We start from the raw sequence: 21,898 nt of genomic DNA, 5'->3' as shown, positions 1-21,898 counted from the left end.
CCCGAACAATTTGCCCTCTCAGCCCCCAAGGCTGGGTCTTGAAACCTCGGGAAATTGCCTTATTATTAGCACTCAAGGGGGTTGAGTGCTAACAGCTTGACCCTACGTATTCCGAATGTCGGCCATGAAGGCTGGCAAGTCTTGTTTCAACTTTGTTGATGTATTTAGGAGTTGGTATGAACCTGCGTCCCCTGCACGATCGCGTGATCGTCAAGCGCCTCGAAAACGAAACCAAGACGGCTTCGGGCATTTATATCCCCGACAACGCCGCAGAGAAGCCTGATCAAGGCGAAGTGCTGGCAGTGGGTCCCGGCAAGCGCAACGACAAGGGCGAACAAATCGCTCTGAACGTGAAGGTCGGCGACCGCGTTCTGTTCGGCAAGTACTCTGGCCAGACCGTCAAGGTTGATGGCGACGAGCTGCTGGTGATGAAGGAAGACGACCTGTTCGCAGTCGTCGAGAAGTAATCCTTCCCGCATTACTCACATATTCATAGCTTCTAGCGCTTGATAGACAACCGCTAGAAGCCTATTTGATACAGATTTGTAGGAGCCAAAAATGGCAGCAAAAGACGTAGTTTTCGGTGGTGAAGCCCGCGCACGCATGGTTGAAGGCGTGAACATCCTGGCTAACGCAGTCAAGGTCACTCTGGGCCCTAAGGGTCGCAACGTGGTGCTGGAGCGCTCGTTCGGCGCTCCTACCGTGACCAAGGACGGTGTGTCCGTGGCCAAGGAAATCGAACTCAAGGACAAGCTGCAGAACATGGGCGCTCAGCTCGTGAAGGAAGTGGCCTCCAAGACCAACGACATCGCTGGTGACGGTACGACTACCGCTACCGTGCTGGCTCAAGCCATCGTGCGCGAAGGCTCCAAGTACGTTGCTGCTGGCCTGAACCCCATGGACCTGAAGCGCGGTATCGACAAGGCTGTCGCCGCCCTGGTGGAAGAGCTGAAGAAGCAATCCAAGGCCACCACCACTTCCAAGGAAATCGCTCAAGTTGGCTCCATCTCCGCCAACTCCGACGAATCCATCGGCAAGATCATCGCTGACGCGATGGACAAGGTCGGCAAGGAAGGCGTGATCACCGTTGAAGAAGGCAAGTCCCTGGACAACGAACTCGACGTCGTTGAAGGCATGCAGTTCGACCGCGGTTACCTGTCGCCCTACTTCATCAACAACCCCGAAAAGCAAGCCGCTGTTCTGGACAACCCCTTCGTGCTGCTGTTCGACAAGAAGATCAGCAACATCCGCGACCTGCTGCCTACACTGGAGCAAGTTGCCAAGGCTGGCCGTCCCCTGCTGATCATTGCTGAAGATGTCGAAGGCGAAGCCCTGGCAACTCTGGTGGTGAACACCATCCGCGGCATCCTGAAGGTTGTGGCTGTGAAGGCTCCTGGCTTCGGCGACCGTCGCAAGGCCATGCTGGAAGACATCGCCATCCTGACTGGCGGCAAGGTCATCGCTGAAGAAGTGGGCCTGACCCTGGACAAGGTGACTCTGGAAGACCTGGGCCAAGCTCAGCGCGTCGAAATCGGCAAGGAAAACACCACCATCATCGACGGTGCTGGCCAAGCTGCTGAAATCGAAGCCCGCGTGAAGCAAATCCGCGCTCAGATCGAAGAAGCCACTTCCGACTACGACCGTGAAAAGCTGCAAGAGCGCGTGGCCAAGCTGGCCGGCGGTGTTGCCGTGATCAAGGTTGGCGCTGCCACCGAAGTCGAAATGAAGGAAAAGAAGGCCCGCGTTGAAGACGCCCTGCACGCTACCCGCGCTGCTGTGGAAGAAGGCATCGTGGCCGGCGGCGGCGTGGCTCTGCTGCGCGCCAAGCAAGCGGTGGGCACTCTGTCCACTGGCAATGCCGAGCAAGACGCTGGTATCAAGCTGGTGCTCAAGGCGGTGGAAGCTCCTCTGCGCGAAATCGTGGCCAACGCCGGTGGCGAGCCATCGGTGGTGGTGGACGCTGTGTTGAAGGGCCAAGGCAACTTCGGCTTCAACGCTGCCAACGACACCTACGGCGACATGCTGGAAATGGGTATCCTGGACCCCACCAAGGTGACACGTACTGCGCTGCAGAACGCTGCTTCCGTGGCTTCGCTGCTGCTGACCACCGAGTGCATGATCGCTGAAGCCCCTAAGGCTGAAGGCGCTGGCGCTCCTGACATGGGCGGCATGGGCGGCATGGGTGGCATGGGCGGCATGGGCATGTAATTGCCAAGCTGCTGACCGGGTGCTTCAAACCACCCGGTTCTGCTCAAAAAAAGGCCGCTTTATGCGGCCTTTTTTACATTTATCTAATCTGCACGCACCACTCAATCAAGAAAAAAGCCAGCCAAGTTAATTGGCTGGCTTTTTAGTTTTATATGAACTGAATATTAGAAGCGATGACGCAGACCGACAGTAATCCCTGTACGCTTGGTGGCACCATTCGTACCATCCAGAACTACACCAGCACCACCTTTGGTTTTTGTGTGATCAACCGCAAAATAAGCATCTGTGCGCTTCGAGAATGCGTAATCGACTACTGCCACCAAAAAATCTGCCTTGCCATTAAATGTGCCAGCAGAGCCAGATTGTCTCGCATGATAATAATGCATTCCCGCATTAATCTGAGGTGTAATCTGGTAGCCAAACCCGACCTTATACATCTGCCTCTTATTTGCATCACCTGCAGCAAATGCTCCATTTGCGGAGTTGTAAACCGTCGAAGATCCTTGCCAATAAAGATTCAGAAGCGTTGAATCAACTGCTGCATTGACAGGGTTTGTCGAATAACTATCTTTACGCTTATTGAGACCGTAACCCAAGTTCACATACAAAGGACCGGACCGGTAAGAGCCACCAATCGTATAGGCATCAACATCCGTTCCAGCCGGCAATGTCGTTCTCAAGAATCCACCACCAAGAGATATTCCACTTTGCGAGTAGCGCAAATATCCACCAGCTGTTTTTGTGGCACCACCTACTGCAGCGGGAATTTGGGCAGCAGAGGTGAACGGCCCCTTATTTCCTTCGTCAAAAGAATATTGTAATGCTCCTCGCACCGGACCAAACTCTGCTACATACTTCAGCATATTATTGGCACGCGCACCCATAGACATACCAATTTCCGGCTTATATGCCTCCATATATGGAGAATATGGGAACGATGCATAGGTACTTGTTACGACGTCAAACAATACATTGTATTGACGACCCATGGTAATTTGGCCAAAGCTCTTACTGCGTAATCCAACCCATGATTGCTGGAAGAAATTACTACTCGCCGAGATACCGGAATCCGTCAAAAAACGAGCTTCCAAGTTCGCAATAGCTGATAAGCCTCCACCCAAGTCTTCGGTCACATTGATACCCCAACGACTTTGCGACATACCGCCACCGATCATTTGGGTCAAACCGCTTTTATTGGGTCCTTCATTTGTAGTGTGTCGAACCGCTGCATCCACAATGCCGTAAAGCTGCACGCTGCTTTGGGCATAAGCCATCGATCCCAAGCCCCCCAGCACAGCCAAAGCCAATGATTTTTTTACAAATGAAGATGTCATTGTTTCGCCTCTCACTTTGATCACAAACAGTTGGTGGAAATTTCATTCTAGAAATGCTTTATCCAACTGCGTGATCTTTGGCGCAGGCACAACACAGGCCTTTCCCTGCCAAGACAAACCCCTCAGCAATTACCCTTTCAGGCATAACTCTTAAAAACAAAAAAAGGCCTGTCTTTCGACAGGCCTTTTGGCTTTTAAGCAGTTACTGGCTTACACCAGCAATTGATTAGAAAGCGTGGCGAATACCAACTTGCACGCCAGTCTGGTTAGCACCAGTTGTCACACCGCTCAGGTTTGTGCGTGTGTCGACGTTGTTGTTCACGTTCTTGGCGTTCAGGCTCATCTGCGAACCCTTCTGGTTCTTCAGGTAAGCCACGGTACCGTACAGAGCAGTACGCTTGGACAGGTTGTGCACATAGCCCAGGGACACTTGGTGTGCCTTAGCATCGCCTTGCTGATCGTAGAAAGCGTATTGAGCCTTCACTTCGCCAACGCCACCCACGGGAGCGGACACGCCCAACAGGTAGTTGTTGTACTTAGCGCTGCTCACACCCAGGACGTCAGACTTGTACTTGACTTGTTGAGCCAGACCCACAACCTTAGCCACGCCAAAGTTGTAACCAGCGCCAACAGAGAACTCGTCACGATCACCAGTACCGCCGGACAGGCTGCCGTAAGCAGCAGTCACGCTCAGAGGACCGTTGTCATAGCCAACGTTACCACCAGCGTAACGGCCAGTCTTGTTCAGACCTTGCTTTTCGTCGAAAGCGTAGCTCAGGTTAGCAGTGAAGCCGCTGAAGTTAGGCGAGGAGTACGACACCATGTTGTTTGCACGGATGGTGTTGTCATCAGCGCCATAGGCTGCGCCCACGGTGCCGTTCCAGGCCTTGTAACCGTAGAACTGGCCGACACCAGTGGAGCTGAACAGGTCGTACTTGGAACCAGCACGGAAAGTGGGGGTTGTTTCACGACCCAGACGAACTTCACCGAAGTTGCCGGACAGACGCACTGTAGATTCACGCTTGAAGTCCAGGGGACCAGTAGCACCGGAGCCGGCACCAATGTCAGTACCCAGTTCACCTTCCAGCCAGAAGCCAGCCTTCAGACCGCCACCCAGGTCTTCGGTACCGCGCAGGCCCAGACGGCTAGTCTGGTTACCGCTGGTGTGCACGCCGTACTTGTTCACATCGCCAGTAGCGTTGTTCACGTAAGACACGCCAGTGTCAACGATACCGAACAGGGTCACGGAAGATTGAGCCATTGCGGCGCCGGAAGCGGCCAGCACTGCCAGGGCAATCAGGGATTTTTTCATTACGAGTTACTCCAAGGTTTAGAAGGGCGCCGGTCTATGGGAGAGAGACTTGAGCCTCGAGCTCCACCGGTTTCCCGCGCCAACCTCCTGGTGGGGAAGTTGGGTCTATTGCACCAGACCCCCGCACCCAGCGCAAAGGAATTCCCCCAAAAAGGCTCGATTCGGCGCGTTTTCGTTGCAGCACCGCAACAAACCTCTAGTACACACTCTTGGGTACACCCTTAAGGGTTCCCGCTTGGTATTGCCCCAGCACAAATGGCGGATGAGGCACTCTGGTGTACCTTACGCACATTGGCGCCCTCAGGCGCCGCACTGAGTTTTTTCCATGGATCAATTTCTGACCGCTGCCGATGCAGCTCTTCGTACTTTGTTCGCCGATCCGATCGCCGCTGAGCGCTCGCCTGCCACCGGTATTGCCGAAGCCGATTTGAGCGATGAGCAGCGTAAGCTGTCTGCCGCGTTGATGCGAGTCAATCATGTGGGCGAGGTCTGCGCACAGGCACTCTATAGCGCTCAGGCCATGGTGACCAAGGATGCCCAGCTGCGCGAGCACCTGCTGCACGCCGCGCGCGAAGAGATGGACCACTTGGCCTGGACGCGTGAGCGCTTGCATGCACTGGGCGATCGCCCTTCGCTGCTAAACCCGCTCTGGTTTGCTGGCGCGTTTGCCATTGGAACGATTGCAGCCAAGGTCAGTGATGCCACAAGCCTGGGCTTTGTGGTCGAGACGGAAAACCAGGTATCTGCTCACCTAGAAAGCCATCTGGGCCGCCTGCCCGAGGAAGATGAGGCCTCTCGCGCGGTTGTTGCGCGCATGAAGGACGATGAAGAGCGCCACGCCGCCGCAGCGATTGAGGAAGGCGCGATTCAATTGCCGCCCGTGGTGCAAGGCCTGATGCGCGTTGCCGCCAAAGTCATGACGACGACAGCACACCGCATATAAAACAGCTTCGTCCAAGAAAAACGGGCCGTTGAGGCCCGTTTGTGTTTTGCGAGTTGTTCTGTACGAAGCGCCGTTCAGGCTTCAACGATCTCGAAACCCGTCGTAATCTCAGCCGTATGGCCCAGCATGATGGTGGCCGAGCAATATTTGTCATGACTCATGGCGATCGCACGCTCCACCGCGCCGGCAGGCAGGCTCTTGCCGCTGACGGTGAACTGCATATGAATCTTGGTAAAGACCTTGGGGTCAGTCTCTGCACGCTCGGATGTCAGCTGCACGCTGCAGCCCTTCACATCGTGGCGGCCACGCTTCAAGATCAGCACCACGTCATAAGCCGTGCAGCCACCGGCGCCTGCCAGCAGCATTTCCATGGGGCGAGGAGCCTGATTGCGGCCGCCATTGGCAGGATTTTTTTCATCCGGCGCGCCATCCATGTTGACGATATGACCGCTACCGGTCTCCGCCACAAAACCCATGCCCGAGCGCATACCAGTGGTTGCGCCTGTCCAACTTACTGTGCATTCCATTGCTGCATCCTCTTGAAACTGTTGCAATTCTGCATCAAATCCAGAAAAACCCGAATCTTTTTTGCACGATAAAAACACATCCTCTACAATACAACCAAGCGTTACCTGCTGGGGTTTTACCCGCAGGCAGACTGCAGATTACTGGAAAGTCCTGATCTGTATCGCACCGTTTGTCTCCTCCACCTCCTCTAATGGTGGATTCAGCCCCTAGCTTCTTAGCTAGGGGCTTTTTTTCGTCCCTGCGCAGTGCAAGTTCGCAGACTAACAGGGCGCTCACTCTTGAGTGAGTACTGCAACGCAGCAAGCAAGCGCCTATCATGATCGGCTTCCCTGCACCCGGCTGACTGATTGCTCTGGCTCTGGTGCACTGCTTCTGAATTGCACCATGACTCAAGCCCTCACCCCTGCTGATTATCTGACTCGCATCCTTAATGCACGCGTCTACGACGTGGCCGTGGAGTCGGACCTGGATATTGCCAAGAACCTCAGACGCCGCCTGCACAACAAGGTATTGCTCAAGCGCGAAGACCAGCAGCCCGTATTCAGCTTCAAGCTGCGCGGCGCCTACAACAAGATGGCGAACCTGACGGCCGAGCAGCTACAAAAAGGCGTGATCTGCGCCAGCGCTGGCAACCACGCTCAGGGCACTGCTCTGAGCGCCAAGAAGCTGGGCTGCCGCGCTGTCATCGTGATGCCAACCACCACGCCGCGGGTCAAAGTGGATGCAGTGGCCGCTCTGGGCGGCGAAGTGGTGCTGATGGGCGACAGCTATTCCGACGCCTACAAGCACTCCATCAAGCTGCAAAAGGCCGAGGGCCTGACCTTTGTCCACCCCTTTGACGATCCCGATGTGATTGCCGGCCAGGGCACCATCGCCATGGAAATGCTGCGCCAGCTGCAAAAACTGGGCAGCCAGCGCCTGGACGCCATTTTTGTGCCGATTGGCGGCGGCGGCCTGATTGCCGGCATTGCCAATTACATCAAGGCCGTGCGCCCCGAGATCAAGGTGATTGGCGTGCACACCAAGGACTCCAACGCCATGATGCAGTCCGTGCAGGCTGGCGAGCGCGTGGAGCTGGCCGATGTGGGCCTGTTCGCCGACGGCACTGCCGTGAAGCTGGTGGGTGAGGAAACCTTCCGCGTCACCCAAGGCCTGGTGGATGACTATGTAACGGTGGACACCGACGCCGTCTGCGCGGCCATCAAGGATATCTTTACCGACACCCGCTCCATCGTCGAGCCCTCGGGCGCGCTGGGCGTCGCAGCTATCAAGCAGTACGTCGCCAAGAACAAGACCAAGGGCGAGACCTACGCTGCCATCCTGAGCGGCGCAAACATGAACTTCGACCGCCTGCGCTTTGTGGCCGAGCGCGCCGAGGTGGGCGAGGAGCGCGAAGCCCTGTTCGCCGTCACTATTCCCGAAGAGCGCGGCAGCTTCAAGCATTTCTGCGAAGTGGTGGGCAAGCTGCCCGGCGGCCCGCGCAATGTGACCGAGTTCAACTACCGCATCAGCCACGAGGACAAGGCCCATGTGTTTGTGGGCCTGACCACGCCGACCAAGGGCGAGAGCGAGAAGATCTGCAAGAACTTCCAGAAAAACGGCTTTGACGCCATCGATCTGACCTTTGACGAAATGGCCAAGGAGCATCTGCGCCACATGGTGGGCGGCCATTCCCCCCTGGCGCAGGAAGAGCGCCTTCTGCGCTTTGTCTTCCCCGAGCGTCCCGGTGCGCTGTTCAAGTTCCTGAGCCTGATGGCGCCCACCTGGAATATCTCGCTGTTCCACTACCGCAACCAAGGCGCGGACTACGGCCGCATTCTGGTCGGCATGCAGGTGCCGCCCAAGGACAGCAAGAAGTTCGACGCCTTCTTGAAAAACCTGGGCTACCCCTGGGTGGAAGAAACCAACAATCCGGCCTATCAACTTTTCTTGAAGTAAAAAAGGCCTCTAGCGCTTTATCCACAGGCGCTAGCAGCTCACTTTTTTGATATTCATGCAAGCCCTGCGTCACTATCTGCTGGCCATACAGTTCTTCAGCCGCATCCCCGTGACTGGACGGCTGGCAGCCTGGGTGGGCTGGAGCGCTGAGATGCAGCGCGCCAGCGCCGCGCATCTGCCGGGCGTGGGCTGGCTGGTGGGGCTGTGGGCGACGGCGCTGCTGACTCTGGTGCTGTGGCTGCTGCCCGGCTCGCCTTGGACGCCACTGCTGGCCGCACTCATCAGCACGGCAGGTACGCTGTGGCTGACGGGCGGGTTTCACGAAGATGGACTGGCTGATGTGGCCGATGGCCTAGGTGGCTTTGTGCCCGCAGAGCGCTCACTCGAGATCATGAAAGACTCGCGCCTTGGCTCGTATGGCGTGATGGCGCTGGTGATGGCACTGCTGACCAAGGTTGTGCTGTTGGCTGCCGTGGTGGACTCAATGACGCCTGCATGGGAGCCGGTGTCTGCGGCCATTCTGGTCGTCGCCATGCATGTGCTCTCTCGTTTTGCGCCGCTGGTGCTGATGCACACCCTGCCCCATGTCGGCCTGGCTGCCAGCAGCAAAACGCTGCACGTGGCGGGCAAACAATTGGGCTGGCGCGGCCTCATCACCGGCGCGATCTGGACTCTGCCGATGGTAGGGCTGCTGTGGTGGCTCGGCACAGGCTGGCTGATTCTCAAGATTGCCATTGCCTGCACCGTAACGACCTGGCTGCTGCAGCGCTGGCTGCGCAAACGCTTGGGCGGCATGACGGGCGACTGTCTAGGTGCCTGCCAGCAGCTCAACGAACTGGCTGTGCTGCTGGCGGTCGCCTTTCATGTACTGAGGCCTGTGCTGTGAAAACGCTCTGGCTCGTGCGCCATGCTCGCCCGCTGATTGACACAGACCGCTGCTATGGCCGTCTGGATATTGCTGCCGATGCGCAGGCCACCCAGCAAGCAGCGCAGGCGTTTCACAAGGCCTTGCTGCCGCTGCGGGGCGATCTGCAGCTCTGGCACTCACCACTACAAAGATGTGAGCAGCTAGCGCTTGATCTGAAAGCGCTGCAGCCTGATTTCACTGCAACACCCGACACCCGTCTGCTGGAGATGAACTTCGGCCACTGGGAAGGTCAGCGCTGGGATGACATAGGCGAACCCGCCATCAGCACCTGGGCGCAGAACCTGGCACTGCATGCGCCCGGCGATGGAGAATCTCTGGCGCAGATGCTGCAGCGCGTTTCACAGGCTTTGGAAGATGCTCGCCGCAACCCAAGCGCGCATATCGTCTGGATTTGCCATGCCGGCGTAGCGCGCTGCGTTGAATGGCTGGTGCAGCATGGCCAGCAACTGCCGCAAAGCCATGAGTGGACCTTGCCCGCCCCCGCTTACGGGCAGTGGGTGCAGATCCCGCTCAATTGAATGCCGCGATGGGCGGCTTGGGCAGCTGCAGCACGGTACTGACCGGGCCGTTGACCGGGCCAAGGCGCGCTTCACGCGCAGCCAAGGATTGCAGAATCAAGCCTTCGTCGACCGACTCACCCACACGCACGGCCTTGCTGCCTTTGCCTTCAATGGCAATCACCGCTGCGCCGCCGCCAGACTCATTACCCGCCAGCACACCCAGCAATGAGTAACGGCTGGCCACGGGCGCAGCAGCAGGCAAAGCAACGGCTCCCAAAGCCTTGGCTATCGCTTGGGCATTGGCCTGAACGGGCTGCGCTGCAGAGATCACAGGTAACTGCTCACTGGCGCTGCCAGTGAATCGCAGCGCCCAGAACACCACCACAGCGGCGGCTGCAGCCCACAACAGCAAGGTAGTGAGTTTGACCGGCATGGAAATGCCCTGAGCAGGATTGAAAGATTGCGTTCGCATTGGACGATTATGATGGCCCCGTATTGCGTTTCTAGTACAGAGCCACATGACATCTCATCGCCACCGTTCACTGTCTGCTATCCGCCACGCTGCATCGCGTGGTTTCACCCTGATTGAGCTGATGGTGGTACTGGTCATCATCGGTGTGCTGGCCGCACTCATCGTGCCCAATGTGCTGGACCGCGCCGACGATGCGCGCGTGACTGCCGCCAAGACCGATATCGCCAATATCAATCAGGCACTCAAACTCTACCGCCTCGATAACCAGCGCTACCCCACGGCCGAGCAAGGCCTGAAGGCACTGGTGACCAAGCCCACCGCCGGCCCCGCGCCGCAGAACTGGAAGCCTTATCTGGAAAAGCTGCCCAACGACCCCTGGGGCAATGCTTATCAGTACCTGAACCCCGGCGTGAAGGGCCCTATCGACATCATGTCTTTTGGCGGTGACGGCAAGGCCGGTGGCGAGGGCAAGGATGCGGATATTGGCAGCTGGCAATGACGTCTGCCCCCACGCTCCCTCACTTTGTGTGGTCGCTGCCCCCCGAGGGGGTCCTGACCGGCTTTGGCCGGTTTTCGTCTTGGGGCGGCCCGGCGACGAAAACTCACACCAGCCCATGCTCTGAAGCCGTCCTGCCACTAGCGCGCCGCTAGTGGCCTCTCTGCCCATGGCGCGCATCAAATCTGCGGGATTCACGCTGCTTGAGCTATTGGTCGTGATTTCCATCATGGCGCTGGCGACGGCTGGCGTGAGCCTGGCCATTCGCGACAGCGGCGATCAACAGCTGGAGCGCGAAGCCCAGCGGCTGGCCACGCTGCTGGAATCTGCCCGCGCACAAGCGCGCACCAATGGTGCACTGGTCGTGTGGCGACCTATGCCTCAGGGCTTTCGCTTTGAGGGTCTGCCTGCCAATGTGCAAATGCCCACGCAGTGGCTCAAGACTGCGGTGCAGATTCAGCCTAGCACGCCCGTGGTGCTGGGGCCAGAGCCATTGATTCCCCGCCAGAGCATTACCCTGTCGCTGCCTGGCAGCAACTCCGCGCCATTGCAACTGAGCACAGACGGCCTGCGCCCCTTCAGCATTCAGAACATGCAGGTGGCGCAATGAAGCAGCGCGGCTTTACGCTGATTGAAGTGCTGGTCGCCGTCGGCATCGTCGGCGTCACCTTGCTGGCTGGCCTGCAGGCCAGCAGCGCGCTCACGCGCAATGCCCAGCGCCAGGCCGATGTGATCCTCGCCCAGCTCTGTGCACAAAATGAGCTGGTGCGGCTGCGCCTTTTCAACCAGATGCCTGCTGTGGGCGACACCTCCACCAACTGCCAGCAGGCAGGTCGGCAGATGCAGGTGCAAGTCAGCGTGCGCCCCACACCCAACCCTAGCTTCAGGCGTGTGGATGCGCAGGTTTTTTCCGAATCTTCAGCCATCTTGCGTGTCTCCACCATTGTTGGCCGCTACTGAATCATGAGCAGCATGCGCACCAAGAATCTGGGCTTTACTCTGATTGAGCTGTTAGTCGCGCTGGCGGCCATGGCGCTGCTGTCCATCATGAGCTGGCGCGGCATTGATGGCATGTTGCGTGCGCAGGAGGTAACGCGGGCGCAGGGCGATCAGCACGCCATCATGCAGACCGTGCTGGCCCAGTGGAATACCGACCTCAACGCCCTTATGCCGCTACAAGGCCGCCAGGCGCTGGACTGGGATGGGCAGGTGCTGCGCCTGACCCGCAAGACCAGCGCCACCAATGACAACGGCGCACTGGTCGTGGCCTGGAGCCGCCGCAATGTGGACGGACTGCAGCAATGGGTGCGCTGGCAGTCGCTGCCCGCACGTACCGCCAGTGAATGGAATGACGCATGGAGCCAGGCCGCCCAATGGGGCCGCAACCCATCGAGCGACCAGATGCGGCGCGAAACCGTGCTGCTGCCGCTGGACCTGTGGCGCGTGTACTACTACCGCAGCAATGCGTGGACCAACCCGCTCTCCAGCGACCAGAGCAGCACCAGCAATGCCAACGGCGAAAGCGCCACCGCCATGCCCACGGTGCCCGATGGCATTCGCATCGAACTCACCTTACCCGCTGACAGAGCGCTGAATGGCGTGATGACGGTGGATTGGGTCAACCCGCTTCGCTCTAACTCACGATCATGACCCCCTGTGTCGCTTCGCTCCTTCCCCATACGGGGAAGACGCCTTCGCCGCAAGGCAGCTCTCGCTTGGCGTCTCTGGCCCCGGCAACCTCCCGCGCACAGCGATCGCCTCAACATGGCGCGGCTCTGCTGGCGGCCATGCTGACTGTGGTGCTGGTCGCCACGCTTGCATCGGCCGCACTATGGCAGCAGTGGCGTGATGTGGAGATTGAAACGGCAGAGCGCAACCGCGTGCAGGCCAACTGGCTGCTGCTGGGCGCGCTGGACTGGTCGCGTGTGGTGCTGCAGGAAGATGCACGCGCCAACCGCAGTAACCCAATTGATCACCTAGGCGAACCCTGGGCCGTGCCACTGCAGGAAGCGCGCCTGTCCACCTTTTTGGCGGCCAAGAACAATATCAGCCAGGTCGATGATGGAATGGCCGATGTGCAGGATGCTTTTCTCTCCGGCGAAATCATCGATCTGCAATCCCGCCTGAATCTGCGCAATCTGCTGAGTGGTCAAGACAAGAAGATTTCGGAAGAAAACCTCCAGCCCTTTATGCGCCTGTTCGAGCGGCTGGGCCTGCCCGGAAGCGCCGCCATACAGATTGCCACGGCCTTGCAGCAAGCCTCGCTCAGCAGGTCGCAAACCGCGCCACTGATGCCACGCACCGTGGGCCAGCTGGGCTGGCTGGGGGTTGATGCCCGCACCATCGCACGCCTCGAACCCCATGTCACCTTGCTGCCTCAGCGCACCACCGTCAACATCAACACGGCCAGTGCAGAAGTGATCTGGGCCAGTATCCCGGACCTGGACTGGGCCCGCGCCAACCAGCTGGTGCAGTTACGCAACACTTCGCCTTTTAAATCTTTGAGTGCGGCTGGCACGGCCATTGGCATGGCCAGCGCCTTCAATTCGAGCTCGCACTCCGTCACCACCGAATACTTTGAAGCACGCGGACGCCTGCGCCTTGGGGACAACGTCTTAAGCCAGCGCTCACTGATTGAGCGCAAGGACATGAACGTCAACACACTCTGGCAGGAGCGTGCCGACTGGGGTATGCCCGCAGTTCCGAGACCCTGACACCACGCCGTCATAACGCCCTCATAGAATGCGGCATCCTCCATGAGCACATTGCTAATACAGCTGCCAGCGGAAATCGCCAATTCCGCCGCAGAATATCTCTATATCGTCAGCGACGATGGTCAAAGCGCTCAGCGCAGCGGCCAGGCCAGCGCGACTCTGCTGCCCCCCTCGGGCCGCACGAATCAAGTCACTGCCGTCATCCCTGCCAGCCGCCTTTCCTGGCACAACATCACCCTGCCGCCGGGTCTGAACGTGCAAAGCCGTCGTCAGCAAGCGCGCTTGCGCGCTGTGCTTGAAGGTCTGCTGGAAGAAAAGCTGCTCGACGACGCATCAACCCTGCACCTGGCGCTGGACTCCGCACCGGCCGGTCAGAACTACTGGGTTGCCGCCTGCGACAAGCCATGGCTGCAATCGCATCTTCAACTGCTAGAAAGCAGCGGCCATCTCGCCAACCGGCTGGTGCCCGAGCAATGGCCCAGCGCCAGCGCACAGCTGCTGCTATGGGGCGACAACGGCAACGCCCAGCTCAGCGTGACCGGGCTGGATGGACAAGCCACGCTGGCCACCCTGCCGCTGCGTGCCGATGCCAGCTTGCTGCACCCCCTGCTATCGCGCCTGCCCGAAGACCTTCCCGTTCAGGCTGAGCCCCAGCTCGCCCGCGCGGCAGAAGCCTTGCAGCGCCCCGTCAACATCTTCACCGCCGCGCAGCGCCTGCTGCAAAGCGCAAGCTACCCCGGTGATCTGGCGCAGTTTGATCTGGACCTGGGTGGCAGCACGCGCGCCAAGCGCCGCTTGCTGGATGCCTGGCAAAGTTTTGCCAAAGCCCCGCAATGGCGCGCCGCGCGCTGGGCTACCGGCATTGCAATCGTGGCCCAGCTCATCGGCCTGAACGCCTGGGCCTTCAAAGAAAACCGCTCCATCGCCGAGCGCCAGCAGCAAGCCAAGCAGGTGCTGCAAACCACCTTCCCGCATGTGCCCGTGATTGTGGATGCGCCCGTGCAAATGCAGCGCGAGCTGGATGTGCTGCGCAGCAACTCTGGCGCGCTATCTGCCGCTGACCTGGAAGCCCTGCTGGCCGCCAGCGCCACCATCAGCAGCATGCCCAACGCCAAGAGCCTGCAGTACCAGGACAAGCAACTGCGCATCACAGGACTCGACCTGAACCCCGAAGCCCTGAGCGATGCACAGCAAAGCCTTGAAGCCAGCGGCTACCAGCTGCAGCGTGAAGGCACTGACCTCGTCCTCAGCGCAAAGACCCTGCCATGAAGCAAGACAACGCCTTGAACACCGCGCTTGCGCCACTGCGCCAGCGCTGGACAAGCCTCGCACAGCGTGAACAGAATCTGGTGCTGATTGCTGGCACTGTCGTGCTGCTGGCACTGGTCTGGTGGATTGCACTGGCACCTGCACTGCACAGCCTGCGCACCGCCCCCGCCCGCCACGCCGCCGCAGACCGTGAACTGCAAACCATGCTGCAAATGCAGTCGCAGGCCGAGCTACTGCGCCAGCAACCGCAAGCGAATAACGCCGATGTGCGCACGCAGCTGGAGCAATCCATCAAAGCCGACATGCCCGCCACGGCGCAAATGCAATGGCTGGGCAACCGCGCTCAAGTCACGCTCACCAATGCGCCCGCGCCGGCGCTGGCCCGCTGGCTTAGCCAGGTGCGTGACAACAGCCATGCATCCGTCGCGGAGATGAAGCTCAACCGCGCTCCTGCAGATGCTGCAGACACCTCAGCCAGCACACGCTGGAGCGGCAATTTGCTGCTGGACCTGCCCGGCCATGCAGGCGAGCCCAACTAAGCCCTTGCCATGAGCCTGCGGACATCACGCCCCTCCAGCAAAACCTCGCGCCAGCCGCGCGGGCTGGGCGCGCTGCATTCGCCGCGCCGCTGGGCTATTGGCGGTGCGCTGCTGGGCGGCTTGCTGACGGGTGCCATCTTCGCGCCTGCGGCATGGCTGGCGGCGGGTGTGCAATCAGCCACCGCAGGCCAGGTACAGCTGCAAGAAGCGCGCGGCACGGTCTGGAATGGATCAGCCCACCTGGTACTGACGGGCGGCAAAGACAGCCGCGATGCGACCACCCTGCCCACCCGCCTGAACTGGACTTTGCGCCCCGGCTTTGGCAGCGCCAGCCTGACTCTGCAAAGCGACTGCTGCACCAGCACGCCGGTGCTGGCCCAGCTCACGCCGGGCTGGAATGCCATGACGCTGCGCGTAAACGACAGCGCGCTGCAACTGCCCGCCGATATGCTGACCGGGCTTGGTACGCCGTGGAATACCGTGGCTTTGCAAGGCCAGTTGCGCCTGTCTACCACCGGGCTTGCGCTGCAATACAGCGCTGGCCGCGCCACCAGTCAGGGCCTGACCCGGCTGGAAGCACTGGCCGTGTCTTCGCGCCTGTCGCCACTCAAGCCACTGGGCAGCTACCGGCTAGATATTCAGGGCGGTGACAACGCCCAACTCCATCTGTCTACTCTCAATGGCGACCTTCACCTTAGCGGTCAGGGCCAGTGGGTGGGCTCCCGTCTGCACTTCAACGGCGAAGCTTCTGCCAGCCCCGAGCGCGAAGCCGCCCTGTCGAATCTGCTCAATATTCTGGGGCGCCGCCAAGGCACACGCTCCATCATCACTTTTGGTTGACCCATGACTCAGCGTAGTACTCTTAAATCAATAGCTGCTGCCGCAATACTGGTATGCGCCAGCAGCACTATTTATGCTCAAACTACGCCTAGCTTGCGACCCGGCGAACCCGTCACGCTGAACTTCACCAACGCCGATATCGAAGCCGTATCGCGCGCCATGGCCGCCATCACCAACCGCAACGTGGTGGTCGATCCGCGCGTCAAAGGCCAGATCACACTGCTGACGGACAAAGCTGTATCGCCTGCCACGGCCTACCAGCAATATCTGGCCGCGCTGCGCATGCAGGGCTTTACGGTGGTGGAGTCTGCGGGTCTGTTCAAGGTCATCCCTGAAGCCGATGCCAAGCTGCAGACCAATGAAGTGGCCGTGGGCCGCGGCAATCATGGCGGCGGTGGCATCGTCACGCAGATCTTCAAGCTCAACTACGAAAACGCCAGCAATCTGGTGCCTGTGCTGCGCCCGCTGATCAGCCCCAACAACACCATCAACGTCAACCCCGGCAATAACTCGCTGGTCATCACCGACTACGCGGACAACCTGCAGCGCATCTCGCGCATCATTGCCAGCACCGATGTCTCCAACGCCACGGATGTAGAAGTACTGCCGCTGCGCCACGCCATGGCCAGCGACATGGTGGCTCTGGTCAACCGCCTGATCGACGGTGGCTCAGCCACCGGCAGTGGCGTTCAGGCCGGCGCAGGCGCTGCAGCAGGCCAGACGGACACCGGTTTTCGCACCTCCATCCTGGCTGAGCCGCGCAGCAACTCGGTGCTGGTTCGCGCTGCCAACCCGGCCAAGCTGTCGCAAATCCGCTCGCTGATTGCGCGCCTCGACCAGCCTGCCATGACGGGCAATGGCGACGACGGCAACATCCATGTCGTGTACCTGAAGAACGCAGACGCCGTCTCGCTGGCCGCCACGCTGCGCGCCGCTATCAGCGCGCAGACCAGCGCCAGCCAGGCCCTGGGCGGCCAGGCTGGCATGACCAATACATCGGCCACCGGCACACCATCCATGGCGCAAGCCACTATTTCACGCGGCACGGATGGCAGCGCCACCGTGGGCCTTGGCGGCGGCAACACCGGCCCCAGCTCACGCTTTGGCACGGCGCAGCAACCATCCACCGGCGGTTTGATTCAAGCCGACCCCACGACCAACTCTCTAATCATCACCGCACCCGGCCCGCTGTACCGCCAGCTGCGCACCGTCATCGACAAGCTCGATGGCCGCCGCGCGCAGGTGCTGATCGAGGCATTGATCGTCGAAGTCTCGGCCGACAAGGCGGCACAGCTGGGCGTGCAGTGGAGCTCCATCATTCGCAACAATGGCCGCGTACTCGGCGTACTGGGCAATGCCACTTCCATCAACGGCATTCCCAATATCTTTGGCGTCGCCGGAGCCGTGGGCAATCTCGTCAACGGCACCGCACTCACGGACAGTCAGGCCGCAGCCATCGGTGGCATGAAGGGCATGAACCTGGGCTTTACCCAGACCGTCAACGGCAACACCAGCCTGGGTGCGCTAGTGAATCTGATGCAGGGTGATGGCGACACCAACATCCTCTCAACCCCTAACCTGATGACGCTGGACAACGAAGAAGCCAGCATCATGGTGGGCGAAAACGTCCCCTTCCCCACCGGTTCGTACACCAACACGGCGGGCTCCAACGGCTCCATCAACCCCTTCACCACCTACGAGCGCAAGGACGTGGGTACGCTGCTCAAGATTCGCCCGCAGATCAATGAAAACGGCACCATCAAGATGTCCGTCTATCAAGAAAACTCTGCGGTCAAATCCAACAACTCCAGCGCTCTTTCCGGCCCTACCACTACCAAGCGATCCATTGAGTCGAATGTGCTGGTGGAAGACGGCGCCATCATCGTGCTCGGCGGCCTGATTGCCGATGAATACGGCCAGACGCAGGAGCGCGTGCCGCTGCTGGGCGATATCCCCTTGATTGGCAATCTGTTTCGCAACACGGCGCGCTCCCGCAAAAAGACCAATCTAATGGTCTTCCTGCGCCCCACGGTGCTGCGTGATGCCAGCTCCACCAGCCAGTTCTCGCAAGACCGCTACGATGCCATTCGCGGTGTGCAGCAAGACAATCAACCCGACCCGAATGTGCTGATGCGCAATGTCAGTGCAGCACCTGTGCTGCCGCAGCGACTTCCTCCTGCTCCTCAGACCCGGGTCGTGCCGTCCGCGCAACCCGTGTCCATGGCCTTGCCCACTCCCCTGCTGAACGTGCCCGGCGGTAAGCCCGAGCTGGTGGACTTCAGCGACCCCCAGCACCCCAAGGTGAACGGCAATCCAGCCCCAGCGCCGTCCACGCTCTCATCCCTGCCAAAAGACATGAGCTCCATCATCCACGGCGCACCACAGTAAGAGATCCGCATGCGCTACCCACTGCCCTATGGCTTTGCTCGCAGCAGCCAGTTGCTGATTGAAGATGATGGATCGGAGCCCGTGCTCTGGCACAGCCCCCAGCCCGACTGGTCAGCCATCTCTGAAGTACAGCGCAAGCACGCCGTGCAGCGCTGGCAGGTGCTGGACAGCGGCGCGCTGGCGCACCGCATCAGCGCGGCCTATGCGCAAAGCGACTCCAACGCCGCCATGGTGGTCAGCGAAGTCGAGTCCGACGCCGACCTGACCCGCATGATGCAAGACCTGCCCGCCGTGGAAGACTTGCTGGAAACGGCAGACGACGCGCCCATCATCCGTATGCTCAACGCCCTGCTCACGCAGGCCGCGCGCGATGGTGCTTCGGACATTCATATTGAGCCCTACGAACGCCACTCCAGCGTGCGCTTTCGCGTCGATGGTGATCTGCGCGAAGTGGTGCAGCCCAACCGCGCCCTGCACGCCGCCTTGATCAGCCGCCTGAAGATCATGGCCGACCTGGACATTGCCGAAAAGCGCCTGCCGCAAGACGGCCGCATCAGCCTGCGACTAGGCACACGCGCCATTGACGTGCGTGTCTCCACCCTGCCCAGCGCCCATGGCGAACGCGCCGTGCTGCGCCTGCTGGACAAGAGCGAGAGCAAGCTCAGCCTTGAAGCCGTGGGCATGGGCGGCCAGACGCTGGAACGCTTTACCCACCTGATGGCACAGCCGCACGGCATCGTGCTCGTCACCGGCCCCACGGGCTCGGGCAAGACCACCACGCTCTACTCCGCGCTGCAGCGCATGGACGCCAGCCACAGCAACATCATGACGGTGGAAGACCCCATCGAATATGAGCTGGCAGGCGTGGGCCAGACACAGGTCAATGCCAAGATCGACCTGACCTTTGCCAAGGCCCTGCGAGCCCTGCTGCGTCAGGACCCAGACGTCATCATGATTGGCGAAATCCGCGACTTTGAAACCGCGCAGATCGCCATTCAGGCCTCGCTCACCGGTCACCTGGTGCTGGCCACGCTGCACACCAACGATGCGCCCAGCGCCGTTACACGACTGATCGACATGGGGGTCGAGCCCTTCCTGCTGTCCTCATCGCTTCTGGGCGTGCTGGCACAGCGGCTGGTGCGCAAGGTGGATCACAGCGAGCCCAGTGGCTACAGAGGCCGAACCGGCATTTTTGAAATGCTGGTGGTCGACGACACCATTCGCGCCCAGATTCACCGAGGTGCCAGCGAAGCCGAAATCCGCGAAACCGCACAGGCCTCAGGCATGCAACTCATGCGCGAGGATGGCGAACGCCTGGTGCGTGAAGGCATCACCACAGCCGCCGAAGTGATGCGGGTGACGCGGGACTGAGTCACAGGTCTGGGTACCGGCTTTTCATGGCCTGAGCGTGCAAAGCCTTTTTCGGCTTTGCAACAATGAACCCATGCTTGAAAACCTCCGCACCTCTGTCCAGCCCTATGGCGGCGATCTGTTCTTGTTGTTGATAGCGCTGGCCATCATCAGCTTTGCCGTCCTTTTCCAGCTCAAGAGTCGCTTTCCTGTCGGCCAGCTGCGCCGCATGATTCGCATGGCCGCGCTGGTGGCCCTGCTGGGCTCGGTCTTTGCCATGCAGGCGGGCACCACCTACTACGCCATAGCCGGTGTGCTGCTGGTCTGGGGCGTACTGGTTGCCGTGGTATTTGGTCGTGAAATTGGCCGCAAGCGCTGATTCAGCAAGCGCAAGCAGCTATCAAAATCATAAAAAGTTCATCGCCATGAAATCTCTGAACAACGTCAATCTGTCCATGCTGGACCTGGTCGCCGTACGCGAAGGCGGCACCGTGGCTGATGCGCTGAAAATTGCTGTGCACACAGCGCAGCATGCCGAAAAACTGGGCTTTACCCGTTACTGGCTGGCTGAGCATCACAACATGCCCGGCATTGCCTGCTCTGCTACGGCTGTGCTGGTGGGTCATATCGCCGGTGCTACGCAAACGATTCGCGTGGGCTCGGGCGGCATCATGCTGCCCAACCATGCACCGCTGGTCGTGGCCGAGGCCTTTGGCACGCTGGCTGAGCTATACCCTGGCCGTATCGACCTGGGCCTGGGCCGCGCGCCCGGCACCGATGGCCCCACCATGCGCGCCCTGCGCCGTGACCGGGTGGAAAGCGAAGAAGACTTTCCGCGTGATGTGCAGGAGCTACAACACCTGCTGGGTGAGGCGCAAGAAGGCCAGCGTCTGATCGCCATGCCCGGCGCAGGCACCAACGTGCCCATCTGGCTGCTGGGCTCCAGCCTGTTCTCGGCCCAGCTGGCCGCGCATCTGGGCCTGCCGTACGCCTTTGCCTCGCACTTTGCGCCGCGCATGTTGCACCAGGCGCTAGCGATCTACCGCCAGATGTTCAAGCCCAGCGCCACGCTGGCCAAGCCCTATGCCATCGTCGGTGTGCCTGTCATCGCGGCAGAAACTGACGAGCAAGCCGAATATCTGGCCAGCAGCACCCACCAGCGCGTGCTGGGCATTCTGACCGGCAACCGTACCCGCCTGCTGCCGCCTGTGGAAAACTTCTGGCAGCAGCTCGATGCCCGCTCCCAAGCCGCCATTGCCGACTTTCTGGCCGCAGGCGTGATTGGCGGGCCAGACACCGTGCAGCAAGGCCTGCAGAAGCTGGCCGATGAAACCCAGGCTGATGAATTCATGATCGTCAGCGATGTGTATGACGCCGACTTGCGTTTGCGCAGCCTGGAGATCACGGCGGATGCCATGAAGGCCTGATCTCTCGCATGAGCCGGTCCGCCCGTCTGCTGCAACTGCTCGATGCCCTGCGCTGCGCCCGCCAGCCGCAGTCCGGGCCACAGCTGGCCCAGTCTTTGGGCGTGAGCCTGCGCACCATTTACCGCGACATTGCCACCTTGCGTGCCCAGGGGGCGGACATTCTGGGCGACCCAGGTCTGGGCTTTGAGATGCGCCCCGGCTTTTTGCTGCCACCGCTGATGTTCAATGCCGACGAGCTCGAAGCCCTGCTGCTGGGTGCCAGCTGGGCCAGCCTGCAGGCCGATCCACAACTGGCACAGGCGGCCAAAGCCGCCATGGACCGCATCCGCAGCGCGCTGCCGCTGGAGTTGCGCATTGCCGTCGACACCAGCGGCCTGCTGGTCCCAAACATGCAGCAGTCGCCCCAACCCGAAACCTGGCAGACCGCGCTGCGCCGCGCCATCCGGGCCGAGCACATCGTAGTGCTGCACTACGAGGATCAGCATGGCACGCTGACAGAGCGCCGGGTGTGGCCTTTTGCCATGGCGTATTTCGAGCGCGCCCGCGTGGTCTCCGCCTGGTGCGAGCTGCGTCAGGAATTTCGCCACTTTCGCGCCGACCGCGTTCACGCCTTGCAGGACCTGGGCCAGCGTTATCCGCAGCGGCGCCAGACGCTGATACAGCGCTGGCTGGAGCAGACCGGCTACTCAATCTAGCCAGCGCAGCTGCCTGG

The 21,898-nt window shown here is 60.3% G+C and carries 23 protein-coding genes; 19 read left to right on the top strand and 4 right to left on the bottom strand.

Features of this window, described 5'->3' with window-relative positions; translation table 11 throughout:
- Window positions 1-176: 176 nt before the first annotated feature.
- Window positions 177-467: a co-chaperone GroES gene (groES, locus tag RSF91_RS03885; RefSeq protein WP_099738785.1), complete on the top strand. Its 291-nt coding sequence runs from the start codon at window positions 177-179 to the stop codon at window positions 465-467.
- A 91-nt stretch (window positions 468-558) separates the two neighbouring features.
- Window positions 559-2,208, top strand: coding sequence for a chaperonin GroEL (gene groL / locus RSF91_RS03880; protein ID WP_332567178.1), 1,650 nt, complete (start codon window positions 559-561; stop codon window positions 2,206-2,208).
- Between the two features lie 164 nt (window positions 2,209-2,372).
- On the opposite strand, the gene RSF91_RS03875 is transcribed toward groL, so the two are convergent.
- Both RSF91_RS03875 and RSF91_RS03870 read right to left on the bottom strand, forming a co-directional pair.
- Window positions 2,373-3,542, bottom strand: coding sequence for a porin (locus tag RSF91_RS03875; RefSeq protein ID WP_332567177.1), 1,170 nt, complete (start codon window positions 3,540-3,542; stop codon window positions 2,373-2,375).
- Window positions 3,543-3,768: 226 nt separating this feature from the next.
- Entirely contained in the window at window positions 3,769-4,854 is a 1,086-nt protein-coding gene (locus RSF91_RS03870; protein WP_332567176.1) for a porin, read from the bottom strand.
- Window positions 4,855-5,179: 325 nt separating this feature from the next.
- Between RSF91_RS03870 and coq7 the strand changes: the two genes are divergently transcribed.
- Window positions 5,180-5,797 carry a 2-polyprenyl-3-methyl-6-methoxy-1,4-benzoquinone monooxygenase gene (coq7, locus tag RSF91_RS03865; RefSeq protein ID WP_332567175.1) on the top strand — a complete coding sequence of 206 codons (618 nt, stop codon included), beginning with the start codon at window positions 5,180-5,182 and terminating at the stop codon, window positions 5,795-5,797.
- Window positions 5,798-5,871: 74 nt separating this feature from the next.
- On the opposite strand, the gene RSF91_RS03860 is transcribed toward coq7, so the two are convergent.
- Window positions 5,872-6,324, bottom strand: a complete 453-nt coding sequence (locus RSF91_RS03860; RefSeq protein WP_332567174.1) for an OsmC family protein — start codon at window positions 6,322-6,324, stop codon at window positions 5,872-5,874.
- A gap of 385 nt (window positions 6,325-6,709) precedes the next feature.
- Between RSF91_RS03860 and ilvA the strand changes: the two genes are divergently transcribed.
- The 3 genes from ilvA to RSF91_RS03845 are packed head-to-tail and all read left to right on the top strand — an operon-like array spanning window position 6,710 to window position 9,709.
- Entirely contained in the window at window positions 6,710-8,263 is a 1,554-nt protein-coding gene (gene ilvA, locus RSF91_RS03855) for a threonine ammonia-lyase, biosynthetic (protein ID WP_332567173.1), read from the top strand.
- Window positions 8,264-8,318: 55 nt separating this feature from the next.
- Complete coding sequence (locus tag RSF91_RS03850) at window positions 8,319-9,149, top strand: adenosylcobinamide-GDP ribazoletransferase (RefSeq protein WP_332567172.1); 831 nt, start codon at window positions 8,319-8,321, stop codon at window positions 9,147-9,149.
- Window positions 9,146-9,709, top strand: a complete 564-nt coding sequence (locus tag RSF91_RS03845) for a histidine phosphatase family protein (RefSeq protein WP_332567171.1) — start codon at window positions 9,146-9,148, stop codon at window positions 9,707-9,709. Before RSF91_RS03850 ends, RSF91_RS03845 begins: the two co-directional genes overlap by 4 nt.
- Here RSF91_RS03845 and RSF91_RS03840 read toward each other — a convergent pair.
- Window positions 9,702-10,163, bottom strand: a complete 462-nt coding sequence (locus tag RSF91_RS03840) for a type II secretion system protein N (protein WP_332567170.1) — start codon at window positions 10,161-10,163, stop codon at window positions 9,702-9,704. The genes RSF91_RS03845 and RSF91_RS03840 overlap by 8 nt on opposite strands.
- Window positions 10,164-10,209: 46 nt before the next feature.
- On the opposite strand from RSF91_RS03840, the gene gspG reads away from it, so the two are divergent.
- The 13 genes from gspG (at window position 10,210) to RSF91_RS03775 (ending at window position 21,881) form a co-directional block, all read left to right on the top strand.
- Window positions 10,210-10,662 (top strand): type II secretion system major pseudopilin GspG, encoded by a 453-nt coding sequence (gene gspG / locus RSF91_RS03835; protein ID WP_332567169.1) that lies wholly within the window; start codon window positions 10,210-10,212, stop codon window positions 10,660-10,662.
- Window positions 10,663-10,828: 166 nt separating this feature from the next.
- A complete protein-coding gene (locus RSF91_RS03830) occupies window positions 10,829-11,269 on the top strand; it encodes a prepilin-type N-terminal cleavage/methylation domain-containing protein (protein WP_332567259.1) in 441 nt (146 codons plus the stop codon).
- A complete protein-coding gene (gene gspI, locus RSF91_RS03825) occupies window positions 11,266-11,619 on the top strand; it encodes a type II secretion system minor pseudopilin GspI (RefSeq protein WP_332567168.1) in 354 nt (117 codons plus the stop codon). Before RSF91_RS03830 ends, gspI begins: the two co-directional genes overlap by 4 nt.
- A 3-nt stretch (window positions 11,620-11,622) precedes the next feature.
- Entirely contained in the window at window positions 11,623-12,309 is a 687-nt protein-coding gene (locus tag RSF91_RS03820) for a prepilin-type N-terminal cleavage/methylation domain-containing protein (RefSeq protein WP_332567167.1), read from the top strand.
- A 137-nt stretch (window positions 12,310-12,446) separates the two neighbouring features.
- Entirely contained in the window at window positions 12,447-13,373 is a 927-nt protein-coding gene (gspK, locus tag RSF91_RS03815) for a type II secretion system minor pseudopilin GspK (RefSeq protein ID WP_332567258.1), read from the top strand.
- Window positions 13,374-13,415: 42 nt separating this feature from the next.
- Window positions 13,416-14,642: a type II secretion system protein GspL gene (gspL, locus tag RSF91_RS03810; protein WP_332567166.1), complete on the top strand. Its 1,227-nt coding sequence runs from the start codon at window positions 13,416-13,418 to the stop codon at window positions 14,640-14,642.
- Entirely contained in the window at window positions 14,639-15,181 is a 543-nt protein-coding gene (gene gspM / locus RSF91_RS03805; RefSeq protein ID WP_332567165.1) for a type II secretion system protein GspM, read from the top strand. Before gspL ends, gspM begins: the two co-directional genes overlap by 4 nt.
- Window positions 15,182-15,190: 9 nt before the next feature.
- Entirely contained in the window at window positions 15,191-16,021 is an 831-nt protein-coding gene (gene gspN, locus RSF91_RS03800) for a type II secretion system protein N (protein ID WP_332567164.1), read from the top strand.
- A gap of 3 nt (window positions 16,022-16,024) precedes the next feature.
- Complete coding sequence (gene gspD / locus RSF91_RS03795; protein ID WP_332567163.1) at window positions 16,025-18,409, top strand: type II secretion system secretin GspD; 2,385 nt, start codon at window positions 16,025-16,027, stop codon at window positions 18,407-18,409.
- A gap of 9 nt (window positions 18,410-18,418) precedes the next feature.
- A complete protein-coding gene (locus tag RSF91_RS03790) occupies window positions 18,419-19,780 on the top strand; it encodes a GspE/PulE family protein (RefSeq protein ID WP_332567162.1) in 1,362 nt (453 codons plus the stop codon).
- Window positions 19,781-19,853: 73 nt separating this feature from the next.
- Window positions 19,854-20,138, top strand: coding sequence for a hypothetical protein (locus RSF91_RS03785; protein ID WP_332567161.1), 285 nt, complete (start codon window positions 19,854-19,856; stop codon window positions 20,136-20,138).
- Window positions 20,139-20,184: 46 nt separating this feature from the next.
- The gene (locus RSF91_RS03780) at window positions 20,185-21,186 is read left to right on the top strand and encodes an LLM class flavin-dependent oxidoreductase (protein WP_332567160.1); all 1,002 of its coding nucleotides are present in this window, start codon (window positions 20,185-20,187) and stop codon (window positions 21,184-21,186) included.
- 8 nt (window positions 21,187-21,194) lie between these two features.
- On the top strand, window positions 21,195-21,881 hold the full coding sequence (locus RSF91_RS03775; protein ID WP_099738822.1) for a helix-turn-helix transcriptional regulator: 687 nt from the start codon (window positions 21,195-21,197) through the stop codon (window positions 21,879-21,881).
- The last annotated feature ends 17 nt before the right edge of the window (window positions 21,882-21,898 follow it).

Source organism: Comamonas sp. (assembly GCF_036643215.1).
Classification (GTDB): Bacteria; Pseudomonadota; Gammaproteobacteria; order Burkholderiales; family Burkholderiaceae_C; genus Comamonas.
This window is presented reverse-complemented; position numbering and strand designations above follow the sequence as displayed.